Origin of the sequence: Stutzerimonas nitrititolerans (assembly GCF_003696285.1) — a bacterium.
Classification (GTDB): Bacteria; Pseudomonadota; Gammaproteobacteria; order Pseudomonadales; family Pseudomonadaceae; genus Stutzerimonas; species Stutzerimonas nitrititolerans.
The window spans coordinates 42065-67056 of record NZ_RFFL01000007.1 but is presented as its reverse complement, the minus strand read 5'-3'; the positions used below and the strand labels follow the sequence as shown (position 1 = coordinate 67056).

Here is a 24992-nt window from a genome sequence, read left to right as displayed (position 1 = left end):
CGGGTCAGTAAAAATGGACCGCCGGGATTGTAACTATCGCGGGGTACGGCTGTCAGTGTTTCGTCCGTTGCAATTGCCCGAGTTGGGGTGCGACGGCATAATGTAGCCCTTTTTCTCTGCCCCTACATGTTGGAAGGAACTGCCCGTGACTCAGAAGCCCGACCAGTGTCTTGGTGAATGGATTGACCGCGAAGCGCTCGCTGAAGCGATGATTCCGCTGATTGGTCAGTTGTACCGCAACAATAACGTGGTGACTTCCATCTACGGCCGTGGCCTGATCAACCGCTCGGTGATCGCCATTCTCAAGGCACATCGCTTCGCTCGCCACCGCCAGGCCGACGCGGCGGAACTGTCCGTCCACGAGACTCACCAGATCCTGACCACCATGAGCGAGATGAACCTGGGCGCCGCTTCGGTGGACCTGGGCAAGCTGGTGGGCAAGTTCAAGGCCGAAGGCAATGGCCGCACTCTGGACCAGTTCGTCCGTGAGGAGCTGGCCGAAGTCGCCGGCAAGCGCACCACCGCCGCGGGCCACAAGGGCACCGACGTGGTGCTCTACGGCTTTGGCCGCATCGGCCGCCTGCTGGCGCGCATCCTGATCGAGAAGACCGGTGGCGGCGACGGCCTGCGCCTGCGTGCCATCGTCGTGCGCAAGGGCGCCGAGAACGACCTGGTCAAGCGCGCCAGCCTGCTGCGCCGCGATTCGGTACATGGCCCGTTCGACGGCACCATCCATATCGATGCCGAGAACAACACCATCACCGCCAACGGCAACCTGATCCAGGTGATCTACTCCAACGATCCGGCTTCGGTGGACTACACCCAGTACGGCATCGAGAACGCGCTGCTGGTGGACAATACCGGTAAGTGGCGCGACGCCGAAGGTCTCGGCCAGCACCTCAAGTGCCCTGGCGTCGCGCGCGTCGTCCTGACTGCGCCGGGCAAGGGCGAGCTGAAGAACATCGTGCATGGCATCAACCATGGCGAAATCACCGCCGACGACAAGATCATCTCCGCGGCTTCCTGCACCACCAACGCCATCGTGCCGGTGCTCAAGGCGGTCAACGACCAGTACGGTATCGTCAACGGCCACGTCGAGACCGTTCACTCCTACACCAACGACCAGAACCTGATCGACAACTTCCACAAGGGCAGTCGTCGTGGTCGCAGCGCCGCGCTGAACATGGTCATCACCGAGACCGGTGCCGCCACCGCCGCGGCCAAGGCGCTGCCGGTGCTCAAGGGCAAGCTGACCGGCAATGCGATCCGCGTGCCGACGCCCAACGTCTCCATGGCGATTCTCAACCTGAACCTGGAGAAGGCCACCAGTCGCGACGAGATCAACGAGTACCTGCGTCAGATGGCCATGCACTCGGACCTGCAAAAGCAGATCGACTTCGTCAATTCGCAGGAAGTTGTTTCCACTGATTTCGTCGGTTCGCGTCATGCCGGTGTCGTCGATGCCGAAGCGACCATCTGCAGCGACAACCGTGTCGTGCTCTACGTCTGGTACGACAACGAGTTCGGCTACAGCTGCCAGGTGGTGCGCGTGATGGAAGACATGGCTGGCGTCAACCCGCCTGCCTTCCCGCGCTGAGGCAACGTCAGCGAAAGAACGGGAACTTCGGTTCCCGTTTTTTTTGCCTGCCGGAAGGTGATGCTGAGCGTCTGGATGATGAGAGAAGGTGAAGCGAAGGGACGCTATCGATTATCGGCTCATCGATAGGTTCGACATCGCTATGCACTTGTCGCCAGTCAAAAAATTGGAATGGCTTGGGTGGCCAGTGCGGGGTCGCGGCCTCTATAATCGGGCGGATTTCTACCTCGACTCTGCGACATAGCGTCGCGCCAATACCGTATTGGCGCGCGTTGCGCAATTGGACTTTGCGCTAGTCGTCGGAGTTCCTAAGTTTCTAAAAATCAGTGGTTAGGCGAACCGATGATCAATATAAAACGTGGGCTCGATTTGCCCATCGCAGGGGCGCCGACGCAGCGTATAGAGGCCGGCAGGCCTGTGCGAAGCGTCGCCGTAGTAGGGTTCGATTACCCCGGCATGAAGCCGACCATGGAAGTCCAGGTTGGCGATCGAGTGAAGCTGGGGCAGATCCTGTTCTCCGACAAAAAGACGCCGGGCGTCCACTTCACCGCGCCAGGCGCAGGCGTCGTCAGCGCGATTCATCGCGGTGAAAGGCGTGTGCTGCAATCGGTGGTGATTGATCTCGAAGGCGACGACGAGCTGACCTTCGCGCAGTATCCGAGCGCCGAGCTGGACGGCATCGGCGAGGCCAAGGTGCGTGAGAATCTCCAGCAGTCCGGTTTGTGGACCGCGCTGCGCACCCGCCCCTACAGCAAGGTGCCGGCGGTCGACGCAACGCCCAATTCGATTTTCGTGACGGCCATCGACACGCATCCGCTGGCAGCCGATCCGGCCGTGGTCATCGCCGAGCAGGCGGCTGATTTCGAAGCGGGGCTCAAGGTGCTCGGCAATCTGGCTAGGGTTTTCCTGTGCAAAGCGCCGGAAAGCACCCTGCCGGGCGAGAGCCTGACCAAGGTGCAGACCGAAGCCTTCGCGGGCCCGCACCCGGCGGGCCTGGCCGGAACGCACATTCACTTCCTCGACCCGGTGAGCGCCAGCAAGAGCGTCTGGAGCATCGGCTATCAGGACGTGATCGCCATGGGCAAGCTGTTCACGACAGGGCGCCTCTCGGTCGAGCGCGTCGTATCGCTGGCCGGCCCCGTGGTGGAAAATCCGCGCCTGGTGCGCACCCGTCTGGGTGCCAACCTGGACGAGCTGAGCGCTGGCGAACTGCAGCCTGGCGCCAATCGCGTCGTTTCCGGCTCGTTGCTGGGTGGTCGTACGGCGCATGGCGCCTTCGCCTATCTCGGTCGCTATCACCAGCAGGTGTCCTGCCTGCGTGAAGGCAAGGAACGCGAGATGCTGCACTACATGCGGCTGGGACGGACCAAGCACTCGGTACTCAATATCTTCATTTCCAAGCTCAACGCCGGCAAGAAATTCGCGTTCTCCACCTCCACCAACGGCAGCCCGCGCGCCATGGTGCCGGTGGGCAACTACGAGGAAGTGATGCCGCTCGACATTCTGCCGACCCAGTTGCTGCGCTCGCTGATCGTGGGCGACACCGAGGTGGCGCAGAAGCTCGGCTGCCTGGAACTCGACGAAGAAGATCTGGCGCTGTGCAGCTATGTCTGCGCTGGCAAATACGAATACGGCCCGATCCTGCGGGACAATCTGACCCGCATCGAGAAGGAGGGGTAAGGCATGGGCATTCGCGCATTCCTCGACAAGATCGAGCACCATTTCGAAAAGGGTGGCAAGTACGAAAAGTGGTACGCGCTGTACGAAGCCGCCGATACCTTCCTTTATCGTCCGGGCAGCGTCACCAAGACCACCGCGCACGTGCGTGACGGCATCGACCTCAAGCGCATGATGATCACCGTCTGGCTGTGCACCTTCCCGGCGATGTTCTTCGGCATGTGGAACACCGGTTACCAGGCCAACCTGATCTTCGCGCAGAGCCCAGATCTGTTGGCGGCGCAGGAAGGCTGGCGCTTCGCGCTGATCGGCGCGCTGGCCGGCTTCGACCCGGGCAGCCTGTGGGATAACTTCATCCAGGGTGCGGCCTACTTCCTGCCGATCTACGCGGTGACCTTCATCGTCGGCGGTTTCTGGGAAGTGCTGTTCGCTTCGATCCGCAAGCATGAAGTCAACGAGGGCTTCTTCGTCACCTCGGTGCTGTTCGCGTTGATCCTGCCGCCGAGCATTCCGCTGTGGCAGGTGGCGCTGGGCATCAGCTTCGGCGTGGTGATCGGCAAGGAAGTCTTCGGTGGTACCGGCAAGAACTTCCTCAACCCGGCGCTCACCGGTCGTGCCTTCCTGTTCTTCGCCTACCCGGCGCAGATGTCCGGCGACATGGTGTGGACCTCGGTGGACGGCTTTGCCGGCGCCACCGCGCTGAGCCTCGGCTTCGCCGGCGGCATCGAGAATGTGGTCAACAACGGCATCACCTGGATGGACGCCTTCATCGGTACCATGCACGGTTCGATCGGCGAGACCAGTACGCTGGCCATCTTCATCGGTGGTGCGGTGCTGCTGCTGACCAAGATCGCTTCCTGGCGAATCGTTGCCGGTGTGATGATCGGCATGATCGCCCTGAGCTACCTGTTCAATATGATCGGCTCGGATACCAACCCGATGTTCGCCATGCCGTGGCACTGGCACATGGTGGTGGGTGGTTTCGCCTTCGGTCTGATCTTCATGGCGACCGATCCGGTTTCGGCCTCCATGACCAACACCGGGAAATGGGTGTTCGGCATCCTCATCGGTGTGATGGTCGTGCTGATCCGCGTGGTTAACCCGGCGTTCCCGGAAGGCATGATGCTGGCGATCCTGTTCGCCAACCTGTGCGCACCGTTGATCGACCACTTCGTCATCCAGGCCAATATCAAGCGGAGGCTGGCACGCAATGTCTAGTCAAAAAGAATCCACCGTCCGTACATTGACGGTTGCCTTGCTGGTCTGCCTGGTCTGCTCGGTATTCGTTGCTGGCGCAGCGGTGGCGTTGCGCCCGACGCAACTGGAGAACCGCCAACTGGACAAGCAGCGCAGCATCCTGGCGATCGCCGGGCTGGGCGAGGCGGGCATGTCCGCCAATCAGGTCAAGGCGCTGTATAACGAGCGAATCATCGCCAAGCTGGTCGATCTGGAAACCGGCACGTTCAGCGACGAGTTCGATCCGCAGACCTTCGACCCGCTCGTGGCTGCGAAGGATCCGGCACTCTCCGAGGCGCTTCCCGGTTCGGAAGACATCGCTTCCATCAAGCGCCGTGAGCGTTACAGCACTGTTTATATAGTGGAAGAAGATGGCCAGCTCGACACGCTGATCCTGCCGGTGCGGGGTTATGGTCTGTGGTCCACGCTGTACGGCTTCATGGCCGTCAAGGGTGACCTGGATACCATCGCCGGCTTTGGCTTCTACCAGCATGGCGAAACCCCCGGTCTCGGTGGCGAAGTCGATAATCCGAAATGGCGTGGTCTGTGGACGGGCAAGGAGTTGTTCGACGACAACGACAAGCTGGCCATACAGATCGTCAAGGGCAACGTAGATCCGCAGAGCGCCAAGGCAGATCATCAGGTCGACGGCCTGGCAGGCGCGACCCTGACCAGCAACGGCGTGAACAACCTGTTGCACTTCTGGCTGGGCGAGAACGGCTTCGGCACCTTTATCGCTAAACTGCGCACAGGGGAGGCATGAGCATGTCGCAACCCACTATCAAACAAGTTCTGTTCGATCCGATCTTCAATAACAACCCCATCGGCCTGCAGATCCTCGGCATCTGTTCGGCCCTGGCGGTCACCTCGAACCTGAAGACCGCGCTGGTGATGTCCATTGCCCTGACGCTGGTCACCGGGTTCTCGAACCTGTTCATCTCGATGATCCGCAGCCAGATCCCCAGTTCGATCCGCATGATCGTGCAGATGGTGATCATCGCCTCGCTGGTGATCGTGGTCGATCAGGTGCTCAAGGCCTATGCCTATTCGCTGTCCAAGCAGCTGTCGGTGTTCGTCGGCCTGATCATCACCAACTGCATCGTGATGGGCCGGGCGGAAGCATTCGCCATGCAGAACCCGCCCGTGGTGTCGTTCTTCGACGGTATCGGCAACGGTCTGGGCTACAGCGCCATGCTGATCGTCCTGGGGGTCATCCGCGAGCTGTTCGGTGCCGGCAAGCTGATGGGTTACACCATCATTCCGGTGGTCAACGATGGCGGCTGGTATCAGCCCAATGGCCTGTTGCTGCTTCCCCCTTCGGCCTTCTTCCTGATCGGCCTGATCATCTGGGGCATTCGTACCTGGAAGAAGGAGCAGCTCGAAAAGCCATCGTTCAAGATGGCCCCGCAAGTCTCTAACAAGGAGGCTTACTAATGGAGCATTACATCAGCCTGTTCGTCCGCGCCGTGTTCATCGAGAACATGGCCCTGGCGTTCTTCCTCGGCATGTGCACCTTCATCGCCATCTCGAAGAAGGTGGAAACGGCAATCGGTCTGGGTATCGCGGTCATCGTGGTGCAAGCCATTACCGTACCGGCCAACAACCTGATCTACGCCTACCTGCTGAAGGCCGGGGCCTTGTCCTGGGCCGGTCTGCCGGACGTCGATCTGAGCTTCCTCGGCCTGCTCAGCTACATCGGCGTGATCGCGGCGATCGTGCAGATCCTCGAGATGCTGCTGGATAAATACGTACCCAGCCTATACAACGCCCTCGGCGTGTTCCTGCCGCTGATTACCGTGAACTGCGCCATCATGGGTGGCACGCTGTTCATGGTCGAACGCGACTACAACCTCGGCGAGAGTGTGGTGTATGGCGTGGGCTCGGGTCTGTCCTGGGCACTGGCCATCGCCTTGCTGGCGGGTATCCGCGAGAAGCTGAAGTACAGCGATGTACCGGATGGCCTGCAGGGGCTGGGCATCACCTTCATCACCATCGGCCTGATGTCGCTGGGCTTCATGTCATTCTCTGGCGTACAGCTCTAAGGACGGGATGAACAGATGAGTTACGAAATTTTCCTCGCCATCGGCATGTTCACCGCCATCGTGCTCGCGCTGGTGGTGATCATCCTGGCGGCACGCGCCAAGCTGGTTTCCAGCGGCGACGTCAGCATCGAGATCAACGGCGAACGCACCATTACCGTTCCTGCCGGTGGCAAGTTGCTGCAGACACTTGCCTCCAACAACATCTTCCTCTCGTCCGCCTGTGGCGGCGGCGGTACCTGCGCGCAGTGCAAGTGCATCGTCGAGAGCGGGGGCGGCGAGATGCTGCCTACCGAGGAGTCGCACTTCACCCGTCGCGAGGCGGGTGAGGGCTGGCGCCTGTCCTGCCAGACCCCGGTCAAGGCGGACATGAAGATCGAGGTGCCGGAAGAAGTCTTCGGTGTGAAGAAATGGGAATGCACGGTGGAGTCCAACCCCAACGTGGCCACCTTCATCAAGGAGCTGACCCTCAAGCTGCCCGAAGGCGAGAACGTCGATTTCCGTGCCGGCGGCTACGTGCAGCTGGAATGCCCGCCACACACCGTCGCCTACAAGGATTTCGACATCCAGCCGGAGTTCCGCGCCGACTGGGACAAGTTCGACCTGTGGCGTTATGTCTCCAAGGTCGACGAAACCACCATCCGCGCCTATTCCATGGCCAACTATCCGGAAGAACGCGGGTTGGTGAAGTTCAACATCCGTGTGGCTTCGCCGCCACCAGGGCGCGACGACCTGCCGCCAGGCAAGATGTCGTCCTGGGTGTTCAGTCTCAAGCCGGGTGACAAGGTCACCGTATATGGCCCCTTCGGTGAGTTCTTCGCCAAGGACACCGATGCCGAGATGGTGTTCATCGGCGGTGGAGCCGGCATGGCGCCGATGCGCTCGCACATCTTCGATCAGCTCAAGCGCCTGAAATCCAAGCGCAAGATGAGCTTCTGGTACGGCGCTCGCTCCATGCGTGAGGCCTTCTACGTCGATGAATACGACACGCTGCAGGCCGAGAACGAGAACTTCAAATGGCACCTGGCGCTGTCCGACCCATTGCCGGAAGACAACTGGGAAGGTCCGACCGGCTTCATCCACAACGTGCTGTACGAGAACTACCTGAAGGACCATCCGGCTCCGGAGGATTGCGAGTTCTACATGTGCGGCCCGCCGATGATGAACGCCTCGGTCATCAAGATGCTCACCGATATGGGCGTGGAGCCGGAGAATATCCTGCTCGATGACTTCGGCGGCTAGCATGGGCCGAGCGTCACTCCAACCCGTCATCGCTGTCGCCCTGGCGGCAGCCCTGACGGGTTGTCTGTTTCAGGACAAGGTAGAAGACTTCGGTGGCCCGACCATGGGCAGTACCTACTCGGTGAAGTACGTTGCCAGTGATGGTGCGGCTGCCAAGGCACAACTGCAGCGCGAGACCGAATCGATTCTGGCCCAGCTGGACGAGCAGTTGTCGACCTACCGCGCCGATTCGGATATCGAAGCCTTCAATGCCCTCCCGGCAGGGCAGTGCATGGCCATGCCCGAGTCCGCCCGCGAGCTCGTGCTGGCTGGGCAGCAGCTGTCGCAGGAAAGCGACGGCGCACTGGACCTGACCATTCAGCCGCTGCTCAACCTCTGGGGGTTCGGCCCGCAGGGGCGCCGTGAGCAGGTACCTTCTGCCGAGGAAATTGCCAGGGCCCGCGAGACTGTCGGTCACCGGCATCTGCAGGTTGTCGGCGAGCAGCTGTGCAAGGATGCGGCCGTCGAGGTCGATTTCAACAGCATCGCTGCGGGTTACGCTGTCGATCTGGTGGCGCAAAGGCTGGAAGCGCTCGGGGTCGAAAGCTATCTGGTGGAAATCACTGGCGAGCTCAAGGCACGAGGCCGAAAGCCGGGTGACGCGCCGTGGCGGATCGCCATCGAAGCGCCGCGGGATAATGAGCGTGTGGCGCAGCGCGTCATCGAGCTCGATGGCTATGGCGTTTCCACCTCGGGTGACTACCGCAATTATTTCGAGCGTGATGGCAAGCGCTACTCGCATACGCTGGATCCGCAAACCGGTGCCCCGATCGAGCATCGCCTGGCGGCCGTGACGGTCGTCGATCCATCAGCACTGCGCGCGGACGGGTTGTCTACCGTCCTGATGGTGCTGGGGCCGGAACGTGGCCTGGCGTATGCCGCGGAGCACAGGATCGCAGCGCTCTTCGTGATTCATGAAGAGCAGGAATTCATCAGCAAAAGCACCGCAGCCTTCGATGAGCTGTTCGGTGCGGGAGCAGAGCAATGACCTGGTTGATCGTGTTTCTCGTGATGGTACTTGTCGTGTTCGGCATGGCCATCGGCGTCATCATGGGCCGCAAGCCGATTGCAGGCTCGTGCGGCGGTATCGCCAACCTGGGGATCGAAAAGGAATGTTCGATCTGTGGCGGCAGCCGCGAGAAGTGTGAAGAGGTGAATGCCGGCAAGGATGACGAGGGCGGGCTCGCATATGACGCGACCCGATCCTGAGGATCGATAGCTCGAGGAGCTGCAGCCGGTAACCATTGGCATCAGGTCTGCGAATTAGCCGATGCCGAGGTGCGCTGCGGCGTATCGAGAAAGGCGAAGCGGGCGCACGCGTCCGGCTTCGAGGTTTTCGTCAAGGGTGACAGGACACTCCCTGTCGCCTGTTTCGGGGGAGTTCATATGGCTGTCTATAACTACGATGTGGTGATACTGGGTTCGGGGCCCGCGGGTGAAGGCGCGGCGATGAATGCGGTCAAGGCGGGGCGCAAGGTCGCCGTAGTCGACAGTCGGCCAAAAGTAGGCGGCAACTCCACTCACCTGGGGACCATTCCGTCCAAGGCGCTGCGTCATTCGGTGCGGCAGATCATGCAGTACAACACCAACCCGCTGTTCCGGCAGATCGGCGAACCGCGCTGGTTCTCCTTTCCCGATGTGTTGAAAAGCGCCGAAGACGTCATCGAGAAGCAGGTGACTTCCCGTACCGGCTACTATGCGCGCAATCGCATCGATATCTTTTTCGGCACGGCCAGTTTTTCCGACGAGCAATCGGTCGAGGTCGTCAGCGGGAACGGTATGGTCGAGCGGCTGGTCGCGGCCCAGTTCATCATCGCCACCGGTTCGCGGCCTTACCGCCCCGCGGATGTCGATTTTTCCCATCCGCGCATCTACGACAGCGACACCATCCTGACACTGAGCCACACGCCGCGCCGCCTGATCATCTACGGAGCGGGCGTCATCGGTTCCGAATACGCGTCCATCTTCAGCGGGTTGGGGGTGCTGGTCGATCTCATCGACAACCGCGATCAGCTGCTCAGCTTCCTCGATGACGAGATATCCGACGCGCTCAGCTACCACCTGCGCAACAACAATGTGCTGATTCGCCACAACGAAGAGTACGAGCGCGTGGAAGGGCTGGATAGCGGTGTGATCCTGCATCTCAAATCGGGCAAGAAGATCAAGGCCGATGCCTTCCTCTGGTGCAACGGGCGCACCGGCAACACCGACAAGCTCGGGTTGGAGAATATCGGTCTGAAGGTCAACAGCCGGGGCCAGATCAAGGTCGACGAGCATTACCGTACCGACATCGGCAATATCTATGCAGCCGGTGACGTGATCGGCTGGCCTTCGCTGGCCAGCGCCGCCTACGACCAGGGGCGCTCCGCCGCCGGCAGCATCGTCGACAATGACAGCTGGCGTTTCGTCAACGACGTGCCCACCGGCATCTACACCATTCCCGAGATCAGCTCCATCGGCAAGACCGAGCGCGAACTGACTCAGGCGAAGGTGCCCTACGAGGTCGGCAAGGCATTCTTCAAGGGCATGGCACGCGCGCAGATCGCCGCGGAGAAAGCCGGCATGCTGAAGATCCTGTTCCACCGCGAGACGCTGGAAGTGCTGGGTGTGCACTGCTTCGGCTACCAGGCCTCGGAGATCGTGCACATCGGCCAGGCCATCATGAACCAGCCGGGCGAGGCGAATACGCTGAAGTACTTCGTCAACACGACCTTCAACTACCCGACCATGGCGGAAGCCTATCGCGTCGCGGCGTTCGACGGGCTCAACCGGCTTTTTTGAGCGGCTCCGACCAGTGGCCTGAGACGGTCGGAGATGACTCCCGGAACTGGCGCTGGCCAAACCGGGAGAGCTTTTGATCAGGTAGAAGCAGTTGGAAGCCTGAGCTGGAAGTAAAAAGCGGAAGCTTGAGCGCCGCGCTTCCAGCTTCAATCTTTATCCCTTGCCGAGCGTTTCGACAGCCAGGCCCGGGAAATCGGTGATCAGGCTGTCGACGCCGAAATCGGCCAGACGCCGCATCAGCGCGGGTTCGTTTACCGTCCATACCGATACGTGCAGACCCTGTGCCTGGGCCTTGGCGATGCGCTCGGGGGTGCACAGCGTCCACTTCAACGCCAGCAACCGACAGTCGTACTGCCGGGCTACCTTGAGCGGATCGAGCCAAGTGTATTCGGCAACCAGGCCTCGGGGAATTTCCGGCGTCAGGCGCATCAATGCGCGCAGCACCTCACGGGAGCTGGAGGTGACGGTGATGCGATCGAGCAGCTGGTGCCGCTCGGCCAGCGCCTTGATCGCCAGCACGGTTCGGGCCGCACGAACGCGTGAGGCGCTCTTGACTTCCAGTTGCCAGTGCTCGAAATCGCATTTCTCGAACAGTTCGCTCAGACGTGGAATGGGGCAGGGCTGTTTCCAGCCCGGGCCGCCGCTGCGTGCGTCGTAGCGGGTCAGCTCTTCGGCATCGTGCTCGACCACCTTGCCGCGTCGCCCGGTGGTGCGTTTCAGGGTGGGATCGTGGATCACCATCAGCTCCCCGTCGCGCGACAAGTGCAGATCCAGTTCGCAGCGCCGCACGCCGTGTTCCAGGCATCGTTGGAATCCGACGAGGGTATTTTCCGGTGCTTCACCTTTGGCGCCGCGATGGCCGTAGATCGACGTCACTGTGGTACCTCTTGTTGAGGAGGGCTGCTGCGTTGGTGGTGGCGCACGCTGTTGATGACGTGCTTGTCCTCGAAGTAGACCGAGAAGGTTCGATAATCCCAGCGGCTGATGGGTGGCTTGCCGACGGCGGGGTGCTCCTGGTCGGCCAGGCCGAAGCGCTCCAGTACGCTGGCTTTCGACTGGCCACGGCTGGGCATTGGCGTTTCAGCCTGGCCCTGATGGCCCACCGGTATGCGGATGGTCTCGGCGATCGATGGCGTGGTGAGTGTCAGCGTGAACAGTGCGATGAACAGGCGGTGCATCCTCAGTCTCCTTGCAGGGTTTCTCGGGCCAGGCGGCGTTCCGTCGCCTGTTTCTGCAGGATATGTCGTGCTAGGAGCTGCCGTTGTGCATCAGTCAACGCTTCGAAGGATGTGCCTATGGCGAACCGCCCGTCAGTGCGCGGTTGGCAGCCGAGGACTCGCGCCTGCAGCAGCAGGCCAAGGCCCTGAGGCATCAACACCATCTTCAGTCGGCAGTGCGAGTCTTCCTCCAGCGGCTGATCGTGCGTGAAGCTGATGCCTCCTTCGGAGAGTATGACCGGCCGCACCGGCCCGATGTCCTTGAGCAGCCCCTGGGCCAGTGCCTGGCCCAGCAGGTCGATGCGCTTGTTCTGTACCTTCAGGTAATTGGCCAGGGTGCGGTTGCCCTCGGCTATCTGACGCAGCAGATACTGGGCCTCGAAATCGAGCTGATGAAGTTCGCCGAGCAGATCGAAAAGCTGGGACGAACCCGATCCGGGGACCGTCTGCGCCTCCTCCGAGGGGAGGATTTGCAGTGCGACCACGTCCTCGATGCGGTAGTATTCGCGACGATCTTCAGTGTCTTCGGTCATGTCGATCACCGGGTTGGTTGATGAGTCGAGTGTATCAGGCCGCCCGGCAACAGCAGTCGTCAGTTGCTCTTCCTTCCCGCCAGCGAAAGCGAACCCGTCGATCTATGTTCAGACCGCTATCCGTATATATCGGAGCGCGTTACACCCGCGCCAGGCGCCGTGGCCTTTTTGTTTCCTTCATTTCCTTTACCTCCATGATCGGTCTCGCGCTGGGCGTGCTGGTGATGATCGTGGTGCTTTCGGTGATGAACGGCTTCGATCACGAGATGCGCACCCGCGTGTTGGGCATGGTGCCCCACGCCACTATCGAGAGTCCGCAGCCCATCGGCGACTGGCAGGCGCTGGGGCAGCGCCTGATGGCGCATCCGCAGGTCGCGGCCGTGGCGCCGTTCATTCAGATGCAGGGATTGCTGACGCACCGTGGCGAGGTCAGCAAGATCCTCGTCAATGCGGTGGATCCGGAGCGCGAGCCGGATGTCTCGATCATCGGCGAATTCTTCCGCGAAGGTTCACTGCAGAGCCTCGAACCGGGCGACTTCGGCATCGTCATCGGCGACAAGGCGGCCCAGACGCTCGGCGTCGGCGTCGGCGACAAGGTGACCTTCGTCGCCCCGGAAGTGACGGTGACGCCGGCGGGCGTGTTCCCGCGCATGAAGCGCTTCACGGTCCGGGGAATCTTCCATGTGGGCGCTGGCGAGATCGATGGCTACGTGGCGATGACGCACATCGCCGACATGGCGCGCCTGCACCGCTGGCAGCCTGACCAGGTCCAGGGGCTGCGCCTGCGCTTCGACGATCTGTTCCAGGCGCCGAGCATCGCCTGGTCGCTGGCCGGCCAGCTGGGCGACGACTTCTATTCGCGCGACTGGACTCGCACCCACGGCAACCTGTACCAGGCGATCCGCATGGAGAAGGCGATGATCGGCCTGTTGCTGCTGCTGATCGTCGCGGTCGCGGCCTTCAACATCGTCTCGACGCTGGTCATGGTGGTGACCGACAAACGCGGGGATATCGCCATTCTGCGTACCCTCGGTGCCACGCCCCGGCAGATCATGGCGACCTTCATGGTCCAGGGTACGGTCATCGGTGTCGTCGGTACCCTGGTGGGTGCGTCGCTGGGCATATTCGCGGCGCTCAACGTGAGCAGCTGGATTGCGGCGCTGGAGCGTCTGATCGGCCACAAGTTTCTCAGTGCGGACGTCTATTTCATCGACTACCTGCCGTCACGGGTGATGACCGCGGACGTGGTGCAGGTGTGCGTCGCCGCACTGCTGCTGAGTTTCCTTGCCACCCTGTATCCGGCCTGGCGCGCCGCGCGCACCCAACCGGCCGAGGCGTTACGTTATGAGTGAAAGGGCTATGAACGAGCGGTCTTCGAACGAGCAGGCGGTGCTGAGCTGTCGCAACCTGGGCAAACGCTACGAGCAGGGGCCGGAATCGGTAGAGGTGCTGGCAGGGCTGCAACTGGAGTTGTATCCGGGGCAGCGCGTGGCGATCGTCGGCAGCTCCGGCTCGGGCAAGAGCACCTTGCTGAACTTGCTGGGCGGCCTGGATACGCCGAGCGAAGGCAGCGTCTGGCTGGCTGGCGAGGAGCTCTCGGCGCTCAACGAAAAGCAGCGCGGCCTGCTGCGCAACCGGGCGCTGGGCTTCGTCTATCAGTTCCATCATCTGCTGCCGGAATTCACTGCTCTGGAAAACGTGTGCATGCCGCTGCTGATCGGCAAGACGGCGATTCCCGAGGCGCGTGAGCGTGCCAGCGAGCTGTTGCAGCGAGTGGGGCTGGGGCATCGCCTGGCGCACAAGCCCTCGGAGTTGTCCGGTGGTGAGCGGCAGCGTGTGGCGATCGCGCGGGCGCTGGCCAACCGCCCGGCGCTGGTGCTGCTCGACGAGCCCACCGGCAACCTCGATCATCACACCGCCCAGGGCATCCAGAGCCTGATGCTCGAATTGAGCTCCACGCTGCGCACGGCGTTCCTGGTGGTGACCCACGACCCGCAGCTGGCTGCGCAGATGGATCAGGTGCTGCGCCTGGAAGACGGCCGGCTGGTGGCCGAATGATGTTCAGGCCGCTGAGCATCTTCATTGGCAGCCGCTACACGCGGGCCAAACGTCGCAACCATTTCATCTCCTTCATTTCGCTGACCTCGATGATCGGCCTGTCGCTGGGTGTGCTGGCGATGATCATGGTGCTGTCGGTGATGAATGGCTTCCAGCGCGAGATGAGCGGCCGCATCCTCGGCATGGTGCCGCATGCGGTGCTCGCGACCGAGCAGCCGCTCGATGACTGGCAGGCGGTGGCCGAGCGCGTACGGGAAAACCCGCAGGTGCTGGGAGCGGCGCCCATCACCCAGCTGGAGGGTATGTTCTCGTTCCGCGGTGTGATGCAGCCGATTCAGGTCAGTGGCATCGAGCCCGAAGCGGAAGGCGATGTCTCCATCGTCGGTTCGAAGATGGTCGCAGGGCGGCTCGAAGACCTCGAGCCAGGCGAGTATGGAGTGATCGTCGGGCTGATGACGGCGCGTCGTTTCGGCCTGAAGCTGGGCGACAAACTGACCCTGATCGTGCCCGAAGCCAGCGATTCGCCCAGTGGCATCACGCCGCGCATGCAGCGTCTGAATCTGGTCGGTGTTTTCAAGGTCGGCGCCGAACTGGATGGCAGCCTGGCGATGATCCACCGCGCCGATGCGGCGCAGATGCTGCGTTGGCAGCCGGAGCAGGTGGAGGGTGTGCGGGTGCGCCTGAGCGATCTCTACCGGGCGCCGGAAATCGCCGGTGGCATCGCTGCGCAACTGGGCGAAGCGTTCCACGCCGAGGACTGGTCGCGCACCCAGGGTAGCCTGTTCAGCGCCATGAAGATGGAGAAAACCATGATCGGTCTGTTGCTGATGCTGATCGTGGCGGTGGCGGCCTTCAACATCATCGCGACCCTGATCATGGTGGTCGCCGACAAGCGCGCGGACATCGCGATCCTGCGAACCCTGGGTGCCACGCCGCGACAGATCATGGCCATATTCGTGGTCCAGGGCAGCATCATCGGCTTTACCGGCACCTTGATAGGCACGCTGCTGGGTGTGCTCGGCGCCTTGAATGTCAGCGCCCTGGTCGGCTGGCTGGAGCGGGTCTCGGGTCAGGCGATCTTCAGCTCCGACGTGTACTTCATCAGTACCTTGCCTTCCGAGCTGCGCCTGGAGGATGTGGTTCTGGTTTCGGCCGTGGCGCTCGGCCTGAGCTTTCTGGCCACGCTGTATCCGGCCTGGCGCGCCGCACAGACCCAGCCGGCCGAAGCCCTGCGTTACGAATGATCGCTGGCGAAGCTCAGCGGCGGCTGTGTTGCCGCCTGCGCCAGCTGCGACCCACCCACCAGCGCCAGTAGGCCAGGGTGAGGCTGTAGCCGAGCACGGCGAAGACGATCGCCATGACCAGCGAGCCGAGATAGAGCGGTTGCCAATGGGTGTTCAGCATCTGGGCCACCCAGGCGAGGGTCAGATGTTCCGGCATGGCCATGGCTGGTGTATCCATCAGCCAGGCGCCTACCTTGTAGTTGCAATAGAAGACCGGCGGCATGGTCAGCGGGTTGGTCAGCCAGACCAGTCCGATGGCAATCGGCAGGTTGGCGCGCGCCGGAATCGCGCACAAGGCGGAGGCGAGCATCTGCATGGGCATCGGGATCATCGCCCAAAACAGGCCGATCGCCATCGCACGGGATACCGAGTGGCGATTGAGATGCCAAAGGTTGGAATCGTGAATCAGCGCGCCGAGAAAACGCAGGGACTTGTTACCCTTGATGCGGTCGGGGTGCGGCATGTAGCGCTTGAAGAAACGACGCGGCATGAAGGCTCTCTGGCAGGCTTAAGCCTGCCAATTATGCCTGAGTTGAGCTCGAGGCCTATCAGCAGTTTGTGACATTTGGTCTTCCATGCCTGGCGCCGTTACACGACGGACGACCTGGATAGCGTAAATTCGTCGAAGCCGGCCGCATGCGCGGTACCACCACCGTTCCGGAATGGATTCCAGGAGAGACACCATGCGCGCAGGGATGCTGGCGCTCGCGGCAGGCCTGTTGCTGCTGCGCTTTCTGCCCCAATTGCCTTCGTTCGGCTGGCTGCTGGCGCTCGCGCTGGTCGGCCTGCTGCTGTTGCCGTTTCGCTGGCGGCCGCTGGCGTTCTTCCTTTTCGGTCTGGTCTGGGCCTGCCTCAACGCTCAATGGGCGCTCGATGACCGTTTGCCGGTAGACCTCGACGGGCGAACCTTCTGGCTGGAAGGGCAGGTGACCGGGTTGCCGGACAGGCGCGGCGATGTGGTGCGGTTCGAATTGGAGGACATCCATTCCCGACATGCCGGCCTGCCGTCCCGGATACGCCTGGCCTGGTATGGCGGGCCGGAAATCCGCAGCGGCGAACGTTGGCGCCTGGCGGCCAGGCTCAAGCGTCCCAGCGGCATGGTCAATCCCAGCGCTTTCGATTACGAAGCCTGGCTACTGGCGCGGCGCATCGGTGCCACTGGCACCATCAAGGCGGGGGAGCGGATTGCCGAGGCGGCAAGCAGCGGTGCCTGGCGCGACCGCCTGCGCCAGCGGTTGCTGACGGTCGAGGCCCATGGCCGAGCGGGCGCCATCGCCGCGCTGGTGGTGGGGGATGGCTCGGGTCTGTCCACGGCCGATTGGCGGGTTCTGCAGGATACCGGCACGGTGCACCTGATGGTCATCTCGGGCCAGCACGTCGGCATGCTGGCCGGCCTCCTTTATGCGCTGGTGCTTTTGCTGGCTCGCTGGGGTATCTGGTCGCAGCGTCTGCCCTGGCTGCCTTGGGCGTGCGGACTGGCCTTCGCCGGTGCGCTCGGCTACGGCTGGCTGGCGGGCTTCGAAGTGCCTGTCCGACGGGCCTGCCTGATGGTGGCGATCGTCCTGTTATGGCGCCTGCGCTTTCGCCACCTTGGCGTCTGGCTGCCGCTGCTGATCGCGCTGGTCGGGGTGCTAATGGTCGATCCGCTGGCCAGTCTGCAGCCCGGTTTCTGGTTGTCGTTCGTCGCGGTGGCGTTGCTGATCTGGATCTTCCGTGGTCGGCTCGGCGTTCCCTCATGGTGGCGGGCGTTGCTGTACGCGCAATGGGCCATGGCGCTGGGGTTGTTGCCGGCGATGCTGGTGCTGGGCCTGCCGGTCAGCCTGAGCGGGCCGCTGGCGAATCTGCTGGCGGTTCCCTGGATCAGCGCGCTGGTGGTTCCGCTGGCCTTGCTCGGCAGTTTCCTGTTGTGGATTCCCTGGCTTGGCGAGGCATTGCTATGGCTCGCCGGCGGCTTGCTGGCGATTCTGTTCGACCTTCTGGCGCTGATCGCCGGCTGGCAACCGGCCTGGCTGGCGGCGGCGCTGCCACTGTGGGCGTGGGGCCTCGTGGTACTGGGTACCCTGATCCTGCTGCTGCCCGCCGGTGTGCCGCTGCGGATGCTGGGCGCGCTGCTGCTGGCACCGCTGCTGTTCGCACCCGACAGCAGACCGGAGCAAGGACGTGCCGAGGTCTGGGTGTTCGACGTGGGGCAGGGGCTTTCGGTGCTGGTGCGCACTCGGGATCATGCGCTGCTGTATGACGCAGGGCCGCGCTACGGCGATTTCGATATCGGTGAGCGGGTGGTGTTTCCTTCGTTGCGCCAACTGGGGCTGGCGCGGCTGGATCTGATGATGCTCAGCCACGCCGACAGTGACCATTCGGGCGGGGCGCTCGCAATCCAGCGGGCCATGCCGGTTGGCGCCGTGCTCAGCGGCGAACCCGAACGACTGCCGGCGGTGCTGGCTGCCCGTTCCTGTCGGAGCGGACAGCGCTGGTCATGGGATCAGGTCAATTTCAGTGTCTGGCGCTGGCCGCAGGCGACCAACGGCAACCAGGCCTCCTGCGTGTTGATGGTCGAGGCGGCCGGCGAACGGCTGCTGCTCACCGGGGATATCGACGCGCAGGCCGAGCGCGCGCTGGTCGATGGCGAAATGGAGGTGAACGCCCGGTGGCTGCTGGCGCCGCACCATGGCAGCAACAGCTCCTCGTCCGCTGTGTTTCTGGCAGCCGTGGCAGCGGATGGCGCGCTGATTTCACGCAGCAGGCACAACGCGTTCGGCCATCCGCATCCGGCGGTGCTCAAGCGGCTGCAAAACGCGGGCGCGGAACTCCACGATACGGCCGAGCATGGTGCGCTGAGCCTGCAGCTGGGTGCGTTTGACGGTGCGCGAAGAATGCGTGACGAACCACGCTTCTGGCGGGAAAAATGAGAACGGCAACCGACGGAGGCAGGCCGACCCTATGCTAGAGTGGCGCCACTTTTCCGAGGGGGATTCATCTCGTGTGGGAGCTGGTCAAAGCGGGCGGCTGGATAATGCTGCCGATCATTCTGTGTTCCATCGCGGCACTGGGCATCATCGTCGAGCGCCTGTGGACATTGCGGCCTAGCCGCGTCACGCCTCCGCATCTGCTCGGGCAGGTATGGAAATGGATCAAGGACAAACAGCTCAGCAACCAGAAGCTCAAGGAGTTGCGTGCCGACTCCCCGCTGGGGGAAATCCTGGCTGCCGGCCTGGCCAACTCCAAACGTGGCCGAGAGATCATGAAGGAATGCATCGAGGAGGCGGCTGCTCGTGTCGTGCATGATCTGGAGCGTTACCTCAACGCGCTGGGCACCATCGCCGGCATCGCACCCCTGCTGGGCCTGCTCGGGACGGTGCTGGGGATGATCGAGATTTTCAGCGCCTTCATGGGCTCGGGAATGGCCAATGCGCCCTTGCTGGCCGGCGGTATCTCGAAGGCCCTGATCACCACCGCGGCGGGCCTGATGGTCGGCATACCGGCCTTGTTCTTCCATCGCTTCCTGCTGCGTCGTGTCGACGAGCTGGTGGTGGGCATGGAACAGGAAGCCATCAAGCTGGTGGAAGTGGTACAGGGCGACCGTGACGTCGATCTGGGTGAGGGCAAGGCGTGAAGTTTCGGCGCAGGCGCAGGGAAAACGTCGACATAGGCCTCGCGCCGCTGATCGACGTGGTATTCATTCTGCTGCTGTTCTTCGTGGTCACCACCACCTTTACCCGCGAAACCCAGCTCAGGGTGGATCTGCCCGAAGCGGCCAGCGGCACGCCGCCGGAGGCGACCGAGATCAAGCAGCTGGAGGTGGTGATCGATGTCGACGGTAACTACACGCTCAACGGCAAGGCGCTGGTGAAGCACGACCTGGATACGCTGATGGCCGCCTTGAACAAGGAATCCGCGGGTGATCGAACCCTGCCGATGATCATCAGCGCCGACGGCAAGACGCCGCACCAGGCGGTGATCACTGCCATGGATGCCGCCGGCAAGCTGGGTTTTGCGCATTTGCGCATTACCACCGTCGAGGCTCAGGCAGCGCCCTGATGTCCTTCGCCGACCGTTTGCAGCGGGCCTGGTATCGGGGCCATCCCTTGCTGGGCTTGCTGACGCCGCTGGAAGCGTTCTATCGCCGCGTGGCTACAGCCAGGCGCCAGCGTTTTCTCGCAGGCGGCGCTGACAGCTATCGTGCGCCGGTACCGGTCATCGTGGTGGGCAACATCACGGTGGGCGGCACCGGCAAGACGCCGCTGATCCTCTGGCTGATCGAGCATTGCCGCAGCCGTGGACTGAAGGTCGGGGTGGTCAGTCGTGGGTACGGCGCGAAACCGCTTTCGCTGCCCTGGCGCGTGATGCCTGATCAGTCCGCTGCCGAAGCTGGCGACGAACCATTATTGATCGTTCAGCGAACCGGCGTGCCGCTGATGATCGACCCCGATCGGGCGCGTGCGGTGCGCGCATTGCTTGAAAGCGAGTCGCTGGATCTGATCCTTTCCGACGATGGCCTGCAGCATTATCGTCTGGCGCGTGATCTGGAGCTGGTACTGATCGACGCGGCGAGAGGCTTGGGCAATCGCCGCTGCCTGCCAGCCGGGCCGCTGCGTGAGCCGGTCGAGCGGCTGCAGAGCGTGGATGCCGTACTGCTCAATGGCGCGTCCGAGGATTCCACCACCGGTTACGCCTTCGGCCTGCGACCTTCGGCTTTGATCGAGCTGAGCAGCGGTGCGACCTGGCCTCTAAATCATTTTCCGGTCGGTCAGCGGCTGCACGCGGTGGCTGGTATCGGCAACCCGCAGCGTTTCTTCGCCACGCTCGAGGCGCTACACTGGTGCCCGATTCCGCACCCCTTTGCCGATCATGCCGCCTACAGCCGCGAGCAGCTGGATTTCAGCCCCGCGTTGCCGCTGGTGATGACCGAGAAGGATGCGGTCAAATGCCGGGCATTCGCACCACCGGGCTGGACGTATCTGCAGGTGCAGGCCGAGCCATCGAAGGCGTTCGTCGCCTGGTTCGATGCCCAGCTGGCCCGTTTACTGCCCGACCACACCACATAAAGCCGCTCGACAGCCTGATGCGGTCGGCTGCTTTCAAGGACTGCACATGGATACCAAACTGCTCGATATTCTGGCCTGCCCGCTGTGCAAGGGGCCGTTGAGGGTCGCCGACGACAAATCCGAACTGATCTGCAAGGTGGATGCCCTGGCGTTCCCGGTGCGCGATGGCATTCCGGTGATGCTGGAAGGTGAAGCCCGCACCCTGGATGTGGACGAGCGCCTGGATAAATGAGCACCGCCTTTACCGTAGTGATTCCGGCGCGTTACGCATCCAGCCGCCTGCCGGGCAAGCCGCTGCAGGATATCGCCGGCAAGCCGATGATCCGCCACGTCTGGGAGCAGGCCTGCAAAAGCGCCGCGCAGCGGGTCGTGGTGGCGACCGATGACTCGCGCATTCTCGAGGCTTGCAAAGCCTTTGGCGCCGAGGTGCTGCTGACGCGCCCCGATCATGAATCGGGCACCGACCGGCTGGCCGAAGTTGCAGCAACGCTGGGCTTGCTCGCCGACGCCATCGTGGTCAACGTACAGGGCGACGAGCCGATGATTCCGCCGGCGGTGATCGATCAGGTTGCCGCCAACCTTGCAGCACATACCGAAGCGGCCATCGCCACCCTGGCCGAGCCGCTGGCTGACGTCCAGGCGCTGTTCAATCCCAATGTGGTGAAGGTGCTCAGTGACATCGATGGACTTGCGCTGACTTTCAGCCGGGCACCGCTGCCCTGGGCGCGTGACGAGTTCGCCAACGACCGCAATCAGTTGCCGGCCGGCGTGCCTTACCGCCGTCATATCGGCATCTATGCCTACCGCGCCGGCTTTCTCGCCGACTTCGTCGCCTGGGGCCCGTGCTGGCTGGAAGGCACCGAGTGTCTGGAGCAGCTGCGTGCGCTCTGGCATGGCAAGCGGATTCACGTCGCAGATGCCGTCGAGGCGCCGCCGACGGGGGTGGACACCGCGGAAGATCTGGAACGTGTTCGTCGGTTGCTGGGAGGCTGAACGTGAAGGTCCTGTTCGTCTGCCTGGGCAACATCTGTCGTTCTCCCACCGCCGAGGCGGTGTTTCGCCACCAGGTACAGGCGGCGGGGCTGGAACGGCGGATTCATATCGATTCCGCCGGAACGGCCGACTGGCATCAGGGCAAGGCGCCGGATAGCCGCAGCTGCCAGTTCGCCAGCCGCCGTGGCTACGCTCTCGAGTCGTTGCGGGCACGCCAGGTTTGCCCCGAGGATTTCGACCGTTTCGATCTGATACTGGCGATGGATCACGACAACCTCGCACGCTTGCAGCAGCTGCGACCGGCTTCGGCGCGTGCCGAGCTGGATCTGTTCCTGAAGCGCTACGACCTGGGCTGCGATGCCGTGCCGGATCCCTATTACGGCGGCGACGACGGCTTCGAGCATGTGCTGGATCTGGTCGAGCGGGCCAGCGCCGCGCTCCTGGCTGAAATCAAGGGGCGGCTGTGAGTCTGCTCATCGAAGAGAATCGCTCGCTCAAGCCGTTCAACACCTTTGCGGTCGAAGCCCGTGCCAGCCGGTACGCCGAAGCGCATGACGACCAGGACGTGCGTGAGGCGATGGCTGCCGCGGCGCGTCTGGGGTTGCCGTTGCGTGTGCTGGGCGGGGGCAGCAACCTGTTGCTCACCGCGGACGTGGATGCGCTGGTGCTGCGCCTGGTCAGTCGCGGCGTCCGGGTGCTTTCGGATGATGGTGAGCGAGTCGTCATCGAGGCGGAAGCCGGCGAGCCCTGGCATCCTTTCGTGCTGCACAGCCTCGAGCTGGGACTGGCCGGTCTGGAAAACCTGAGCCTCATCCCCGGAACCGTGGGGGCGGCGCCGATCCAGAACGTCGGAGCCTACGGTGTGGAGATCAGCGACGTGTTCGCCGGCTTGAGCGCGCTGGACCGCGAGACCGGTGAGTTGCGTGAATTCGATCTGCAGGCCTGCGCGTTCGGTTATCGCGACAGTCTGTTCAAGCAGCAGGCAGGGCGCTTCATCATTCTGCGGGTGCGTTTCGCGTTGCACCGGACCGCGCGCCTGCAACTGGATTACGGTCCGCTGCGGCAACGGCTGCAGCAGGCCGGTGTGGACGTGCCGACGCCGCGCGACGTCAGCCGGGCGGTATGTGCCATTCGCAGCGAAAAACTGCCCGATCCGCAGGTTTTGGGCAATGCCGGAAGTTTCTTCAAGAATCCCTTGGTGCCGCAGGCGCTCGCCGACGAACTGGGCGCTCGCTTTCCCGGCTTGGCCACCTATCCTCAGCCTGACGGCAGGGTGAAGCTCGCCGCCGGCTGGCTGATCGATCAGGCCGGCTGGAAAGGCTTCCGCGAAGGCGATGCGGGCGTGCACAAGCTGCAGGCGCTGGTCCTGGTCAACCACGGCCAGGCTAGCGGCAGGCAGATTCTGGCCCTTGCGCGGCGCATCCAGGCGGACATCGCCGCGCGCTTCGGAGTGGAGCTGGAAATCGAGCCGAACGTCATCGAGGGCTGATCAGCCGCTTACGGAGTGCGTGGTTCGAAGCTCTCGGCCTGGGCCATCTCCCACATCTTCGGATAGAAATCACCTTCCAGCTGTTCGCGCAGCAGCGCTCCCGGCTCAAGGAAGATGTGCAGTTGGGAAAACAGGCTGATCTGGGTGGCCGATACGCGGCGTACCAGATGCTTGGCCTCCAGTTGGCTTGGGTGTTCGAGGCCGGCGGCGGCGAGCATTTCGGACAGAGCTTGGAGCGTATTGCGGTGGTAGTTATAGACGCGCTCGGCCTTGTCCGGCACCACCAGTGCGCGCTGGCGCAGCGGATCCTGGGTGGCCACGCCGGTCGGGCACTTGTTGGTGTGGCAGCTCTGCGACTGGATGCAGCCGATGGCGAACATGAAGCCGCGTGCCGAGTTGGCCCAGTCGGCGCCGATGGCCAGCACGCTGGCGATATCGAAAGCACTGACGATCTTGCCGCTGGCGCCCAGCTTGATGTACTCGCGCAGGTTCAGGCCCACCAGGGTGTTATGCACGAACAGCAGGCCCTCGCGCAGCGGCACGCCGATATGGTTGGTGAATTCCAGAGGCGCGGCGCCAGTGCCGCCTTCCTTGCCGTCGATCACGATGAAGTCCGGCAGAATGCCGCTCTGCAGCATGGCCTTGGCGATCGCCATGAATTCCCAGGGGTGACCCAGGCAGAGTTTGAACCCCACCGGTTTGCCACCGCTGAGCTCGCGCAGCCGGGCGATGAATGCGAGCAACTCCAGGGGCGTCGAGAAGCTGCTGTGGCTGGCGGGGGAGACGCAATCGCGGTCCATTGGCACGCCACGGGTGGCGGCGATTTCGGCGCTGATCTTGTGCTTCGGCAGGATGCCGCCGTGCCCGGGCTTGGCGCCCTGGCTGAGCTTTATCTCGATCATCCTGACTTGCGGCTGTCGTGCCTGCTCGGCGAAGCGTTCCGGATCGAAATTGCCCTGCTCGTCACGGCAGCCGAAATAGCCGCTGCCCAGTTCCCAGATCAGGTCGCCGCCATGTTCGCGATGGTAGGGGCTGATGCTGCCTTCCCCGGTGTCGTGGGCGAAGCCGCCCATCCTGGCGCCACGATTCAGCGCACGGATGGCGTTGGCGCTGAGCGAGCCGAAGCTCATCGCCGAGATGTTGAAGATCGAGGCACTGTAGGGCTGGCTGCATTGCGGCCCGCCGATGGTCACCCGGAACGTCCGTGGATCGCTGTGCGAGGCGGTGCGGATCGAGTGGCTGATGAACTCGAAACCCGTGCCGTATACGTCGCTGAGTGTGCCAAAGGCCTTGTCGGCGACCTGGTTCTTGGCGCGGGCATAGACCAGCGAGCGCTGGGCACGGGAGAAGGGCAGGGGGTCGCTGTCGTTTTCCAACAGGTACTGGCGGATCTCGGGCCGTATGGTTTCGATCAGGTAGCGCAGATTGCCCAGGATGGGGTAGTTGCGACGGACGGCCTGGCGTGTCTGCAGCAGGTCGTTGATACCGATCAGGCTGAGCAGGGCAGTACTCAGCGTCAGCGGCCACAGGCTGCCAAGCCAGGGCAGGCTCGCTAGCGTGATCAGCACGCAGCCGGCAAAGAATGCGTAGCGGTTGGTCAGCGACAGGTTCATTCGGCGTCCTTGAACGATCGGGCGGGATTTACTGAGCCGTCCATGTTCGGTCGCCGGCGATGTGTTTGGCAAACGCTGCCTTGGTCGTCTTGAGAAGTGGAGTCGATCAGGCGATGTGCTGATCACATCCCTGAAAGACATAACCCCGCC

At 62.9% G+C, this 24992-nt stretch carries 26 protein-coding genes; 21 read left to right on the top strand and 5 right to left on the bottom strand.

Annotated elements, in window-relative coordinates; all coding sequences use genetic code 11:
* Positions 1-145: 145 nt before the first annotated feature.
* The 10 genes from EA795_RS10480 (at position 146) to sthA (ending at position 10611) form a co-directional block, all read left to right on the top strand.
* On the top strand, positions 146-1597 hold the full coding sequence (locus EA795_RS10480) for a glyceraldehyde-3-phosphate dehydrogenase (protein WP_058075446.1): 1452 nt from the start codon (positions 146-148) through the stop codon (positions 1595-1597).
* A gap of 342 nt (positions 1598-1939) precedes the next feature.
* On the top strand, positions 1940-3277 hold the full coding sequence (locus tag EA795_RS10475) for a Na(+)-translocating NADH-quinone reductase subunit A (protein ID WP_122077058.1): 1338 nt from the start codon (positions 1940-1942) through the stop codon (positions 3275-3277).
* Positions 3278-3280: 3 nt separating this feature from the next.
* Positions 3281-4492, top strand: coding sequence for an NADH:ubiquinone reductase (Na(+)-transporting) subunit B (locus EA795_RS10470; protein ID WP_014853374.1), 1212 nt, complete (start codon positions 3281-3283; stop codon positions 4490-4492).
* The gene (locus EA795_RS10465; RefSeq protein WP_014853375.1) at positions 4485-5273 is read left to right on the top strand and encodes a Na(+)-translocating NADH-quinone reductase subunit C; all 789 of its coding nucleotides are present in this window, start codon (positions 4485-4487) and stop codon (positions 5271-5273) included. Before EA795_RS10470 ends, EA795_RS10465 begins: the two co-directional genes overlap by 8 nt.
* On the top strand, positions 5270-5944 hold the full coding sequence (locus EA795_RS10460; RefSeq protein ID WP_170910719.1) for an NADH:ubiquinone reductase (Na(+)-transporting) subunit D: 675 nt from the start codon (positions 5270-5272) through the stop codon (positions 5942-5944). The genes EA795_RS10465 and EA795_RS10460 overlap by 4 nt, the downstream gene beginning before the upstream one ends.
* Positions 5944-6552 (top strand): NADH:ubiquinone reductase (Na(+)-transporting) subunit E, encoded by a 609-nt coding sequence (gene nqrE, locus EA795_RS10455; RefSeq protein ID WP_013983269.1) that lies wholly within the window; start codon positions 5944-5946, stop codon positions 6550-6552. Before EA795_RS10460 ends, nqrE begins: the two co-directional genes overlap by 1 nt.
* 15 nt (positions 6553-6567) lie before the next feature.
* Positions 6568-7791, top strand: a complete 1224-nt coding sequence (nqrF, locus tag EA795_RS10450; protein ID WP_115028114.1) for an NADH:ubiquinone reductase (Na(+)-transporting) subunit F — start codon at positions 6568-6570, stop codon at positions 7789-7791.
* Position 7792: 1 nt separating this feature from the next.
* Positions 7793-8818, top strand: coding sequence for an FAD:protein FMN transferase (locus tag EA795_RS10445; protein ID WP_014853377.1), 1026 nt, complete (start codon positions 7793-7795; stop codon positions 8816-8818).
* Positions 8815-9039, top strand: a complete 225-nt coding sequence (gene nqrM, locus EA795_RS10440; RefSeq protein WP_014853378.1) for a (Na+)-NQR maturation NqrM — start codon at positions 8815-8817, stop codon at positions 9037-9039. Before EA795_RS10445 ends, nqrM begins: the two co-directional genes overlap by 4 nt.
* Before the next feature lie 177 nt (positions 9040-9216).
* On the top strand, positions 9217-10611 hold the full coding sequence (gene sthA / locus EA795_RS10435; RefSeq protein ID WP_014853379.1) for a Si-specific NAD(P)(+) transhydrogenase: 1395 nt from the start codon (positions 9217-9219) through the stop codon (positions 10609-10611).
* Between the two features lie 153 nt (positions 10612-10764).
* On the opposite strand, the gene EA795_RS10430 is transcribed toward sthA, so the two are convergent.
* The 3 genes from EA795_RS10430 to EA795_RS10420 are packed head-to-tail and all read right to left on the bottom strand — an operon-like array spanning position 10765 to position 12361.
* On the bottom strand, positions 10765-11487 hold the full coding sequence (locus EA795_RS10430; RefSeq protein WP_122077056.1) for a glycerophosphodiester phosphodiesterase: 723 nt from the start codon (positions 11485-11487) through the stop codon (positions 10765-10767).
* Entirely contained in the window at positions 11484-11789 is a 306-nt protein-coding gene (locus tag EA795_RS10425) for a phosphodiesterase (protein ID WP_122077054.1), read from the bottom strand. The genes EA795_RS10430 and EA795_RS10425 overlap by 4 nt, the downstream gene beginning before the upstream one ends.
* Positions 11790-11791: 2 nt before the next feature.
* A complete protein-coding gene (locus tag EA795_RS10420) occupies positions 11792-12361 on the bottom strand; it encodes a PilZ domain-containing protein (RefSeq protein WP_122077309.1) in 570 nt (189 codons plus the stop codon).
* Between the two features lie 104 nt (positions 12362-12465).
* Here EA795_RS10420 and EA795_RS10415 point away from each other — a divergent pair, with 104 nt between their 5' ends.
* The 3 genes from EA795_RS10415 to EA795_RS10405 are packed head-to-tail and all read left to right on the top strand — an operon-like array spanning position 12466 to position 15663.
* Complete coding sequence (locus EA795_RS10415; RefSeq protein ID WP_122077052.1) at positions 12466-13713, top strand: lipoprotein-releasing ABC transporter permease subunit; 1248 nt, start codon at positions 12466-12468, stop codon at positions 13711-13713.
* Positions 13714-13720: 7 nt separating this feature from the next.
* Entirely contained in the window at positions 13721-14419 is a 699-nt protein-coding gene (gene lolD / locus EA795_RS10410) for a lipoprotein-releasing ABC transporter ATP-binding protein LolD (RefSeq protein WP_014853384.1), read from the top strand.
* Positions 14419-15663, top strand: a complete 1245-nt coding sequence (locus EA795_RS10405) for a lipoprotein-releasing ABC transporter permease subunit (protein WP_014853385.1) — start codon at positions 14419-14421, stop codon at positions 15661-15663. Before lolD ends, EA795_RS10405 begins: the two co-directional genes overlap by 1 nt.
* Positions 15664-15676: 13 nt before the next feature.
* On the opposite strand, the gene EA795_RS10400 is transcribed toward EA795_RS10405, so the two are convergent.
* Positions 15677-16192: a DUF2062 domain-containing protein gene (locus EA795_RS10400; RefSeq protein ID WP_014853386.1), complete on the bottom strand. Its 516-nt coding sequence runs from the start codon at positions 16190-16192 to the stop codon at positions 15677-15679.
* Positions 16193-16385: 193 nt separating this feature from the next.
* Here EA795_RS10400 and EA795_RS10395 point away from each other — a divergent pair, with 193 nt between their 5' ends.
* From EA795_RS10395 to murB, 8 genes are all read left to right on the top strand, one after another.
* The gene (locus EA795_RS10395) at positions 16386-18611 is read left to right on the top strand and encodes a DNA internalization-related competence protein ComEC/Rec2 (protein WP_205891482.1); all 2226 of its coding nucleotides are present in this window, start codon (positions 16386-16388) and stop codon (positions 18609-18611) included.
* A gap of 71 nt (positions 18612-18682) precedes the next feature.
* Complete coding sequence (locus EA795_RS10390; protein WP_014853388.1) at positions 18683-19315, top strand: MotA/TolQ/ExbB proton channel family protein; 633 nt, start codon at positions 18683-18685, stop codon at positions 19313-19315.
* The gene (locus tag EA795_RS10385) at positions 19312-19740 is read left to right on the top strand and encodes an ExbD/TolR family protein (protein WP_014853389.1); all 429 of its coding nucleotides are present in this window, start codon (positions 19312-19314) and stop codon (positions 19738-19740) included. Before EA795_RS10390 ends, EA795_RS10385 begins: the two co-directional genes overlap by 4 nt.
* Positions 19740-20747, top strand: coding sequence for a tetraacyldisaccharide 4'-kinase (gene lpxK, locus EA795_RS10380; protein ID WP_122077050.1), 1008 nt, complete (start codon positions 19740-19742; stop codon positions 20745-20747). The genes EA795_RS10385 and lpxK overlap by 1 nt, the downstream gene beginning before the upstream one ends.
* Positions 20748-20793: 46 nt before the next feature.
* Positions 20794-20979 carry a Trm112 family protein gene (locus tag EA795_RS10375; protein ID WP_122077048.1) on the top strand — a complete coding sequence of 62 codons (186 nt, stop codon included), beginning with the start codon at positions 20794-20796 and terminating at the stop codon, positions 20977-20979.
* Positions 20976-21740: a 3-deoxy-manno-octulosonate cytidylyltransferase gene (gene kdsB, locus EA795_RS10370; RefSeq protein WP_122077045.1), complete on the top strand. Its 765-nt coding sequence runs from the start codon at positions 20976-20978 to the stop codon at positions 21738-21740. Before EA795_RS10375 ends, kdsB begins: the two co-directional genes overlap by 4 nt.
* A gap of 2 nt (positions 21741-21742) precedes the next feature.
* Positions 21743-22207 (top strand): low molecular weight protein-tyrosine-phosphatase, encoded by a 465-nt coding sequence (locus EA795_RS10365; RefSeq protein WP_122077042.1) that lies wholly within the window; start codon positions 21743-21745, stop codon positions 22205-22207.
* A complete protein-coding gene (murB, locus tag EA795_RS10360) occupies positions 22204-23229 on the top strand; it encodes a UDP-N-acetylmuramate dehydrogenase (protein ID WP_122077039.1) in 1026 nt (341 codons plus the stop codon). The genes EA795_RS10365 and murB overlap by 4 nt, the downstream gene beginning before the upstream one ends.
* An 8-nt stretch (positions 23230-23237) precedes the next feature.
* Here the strand turns inward: murB and EA795_RS10355 are convergent, their stop codons facing one another.
* Entirely contained in the window at positions 23238-24842 is a 1605-nt protein-coding gene (locus EA795_RS10355) for an FMN-binding glutamate synthase family protein (protein ID WP_058075434.1), read from the bottom strand.
* Between the last annotated feature and the right edge of the window lie 150 nt (positions 24843-24992).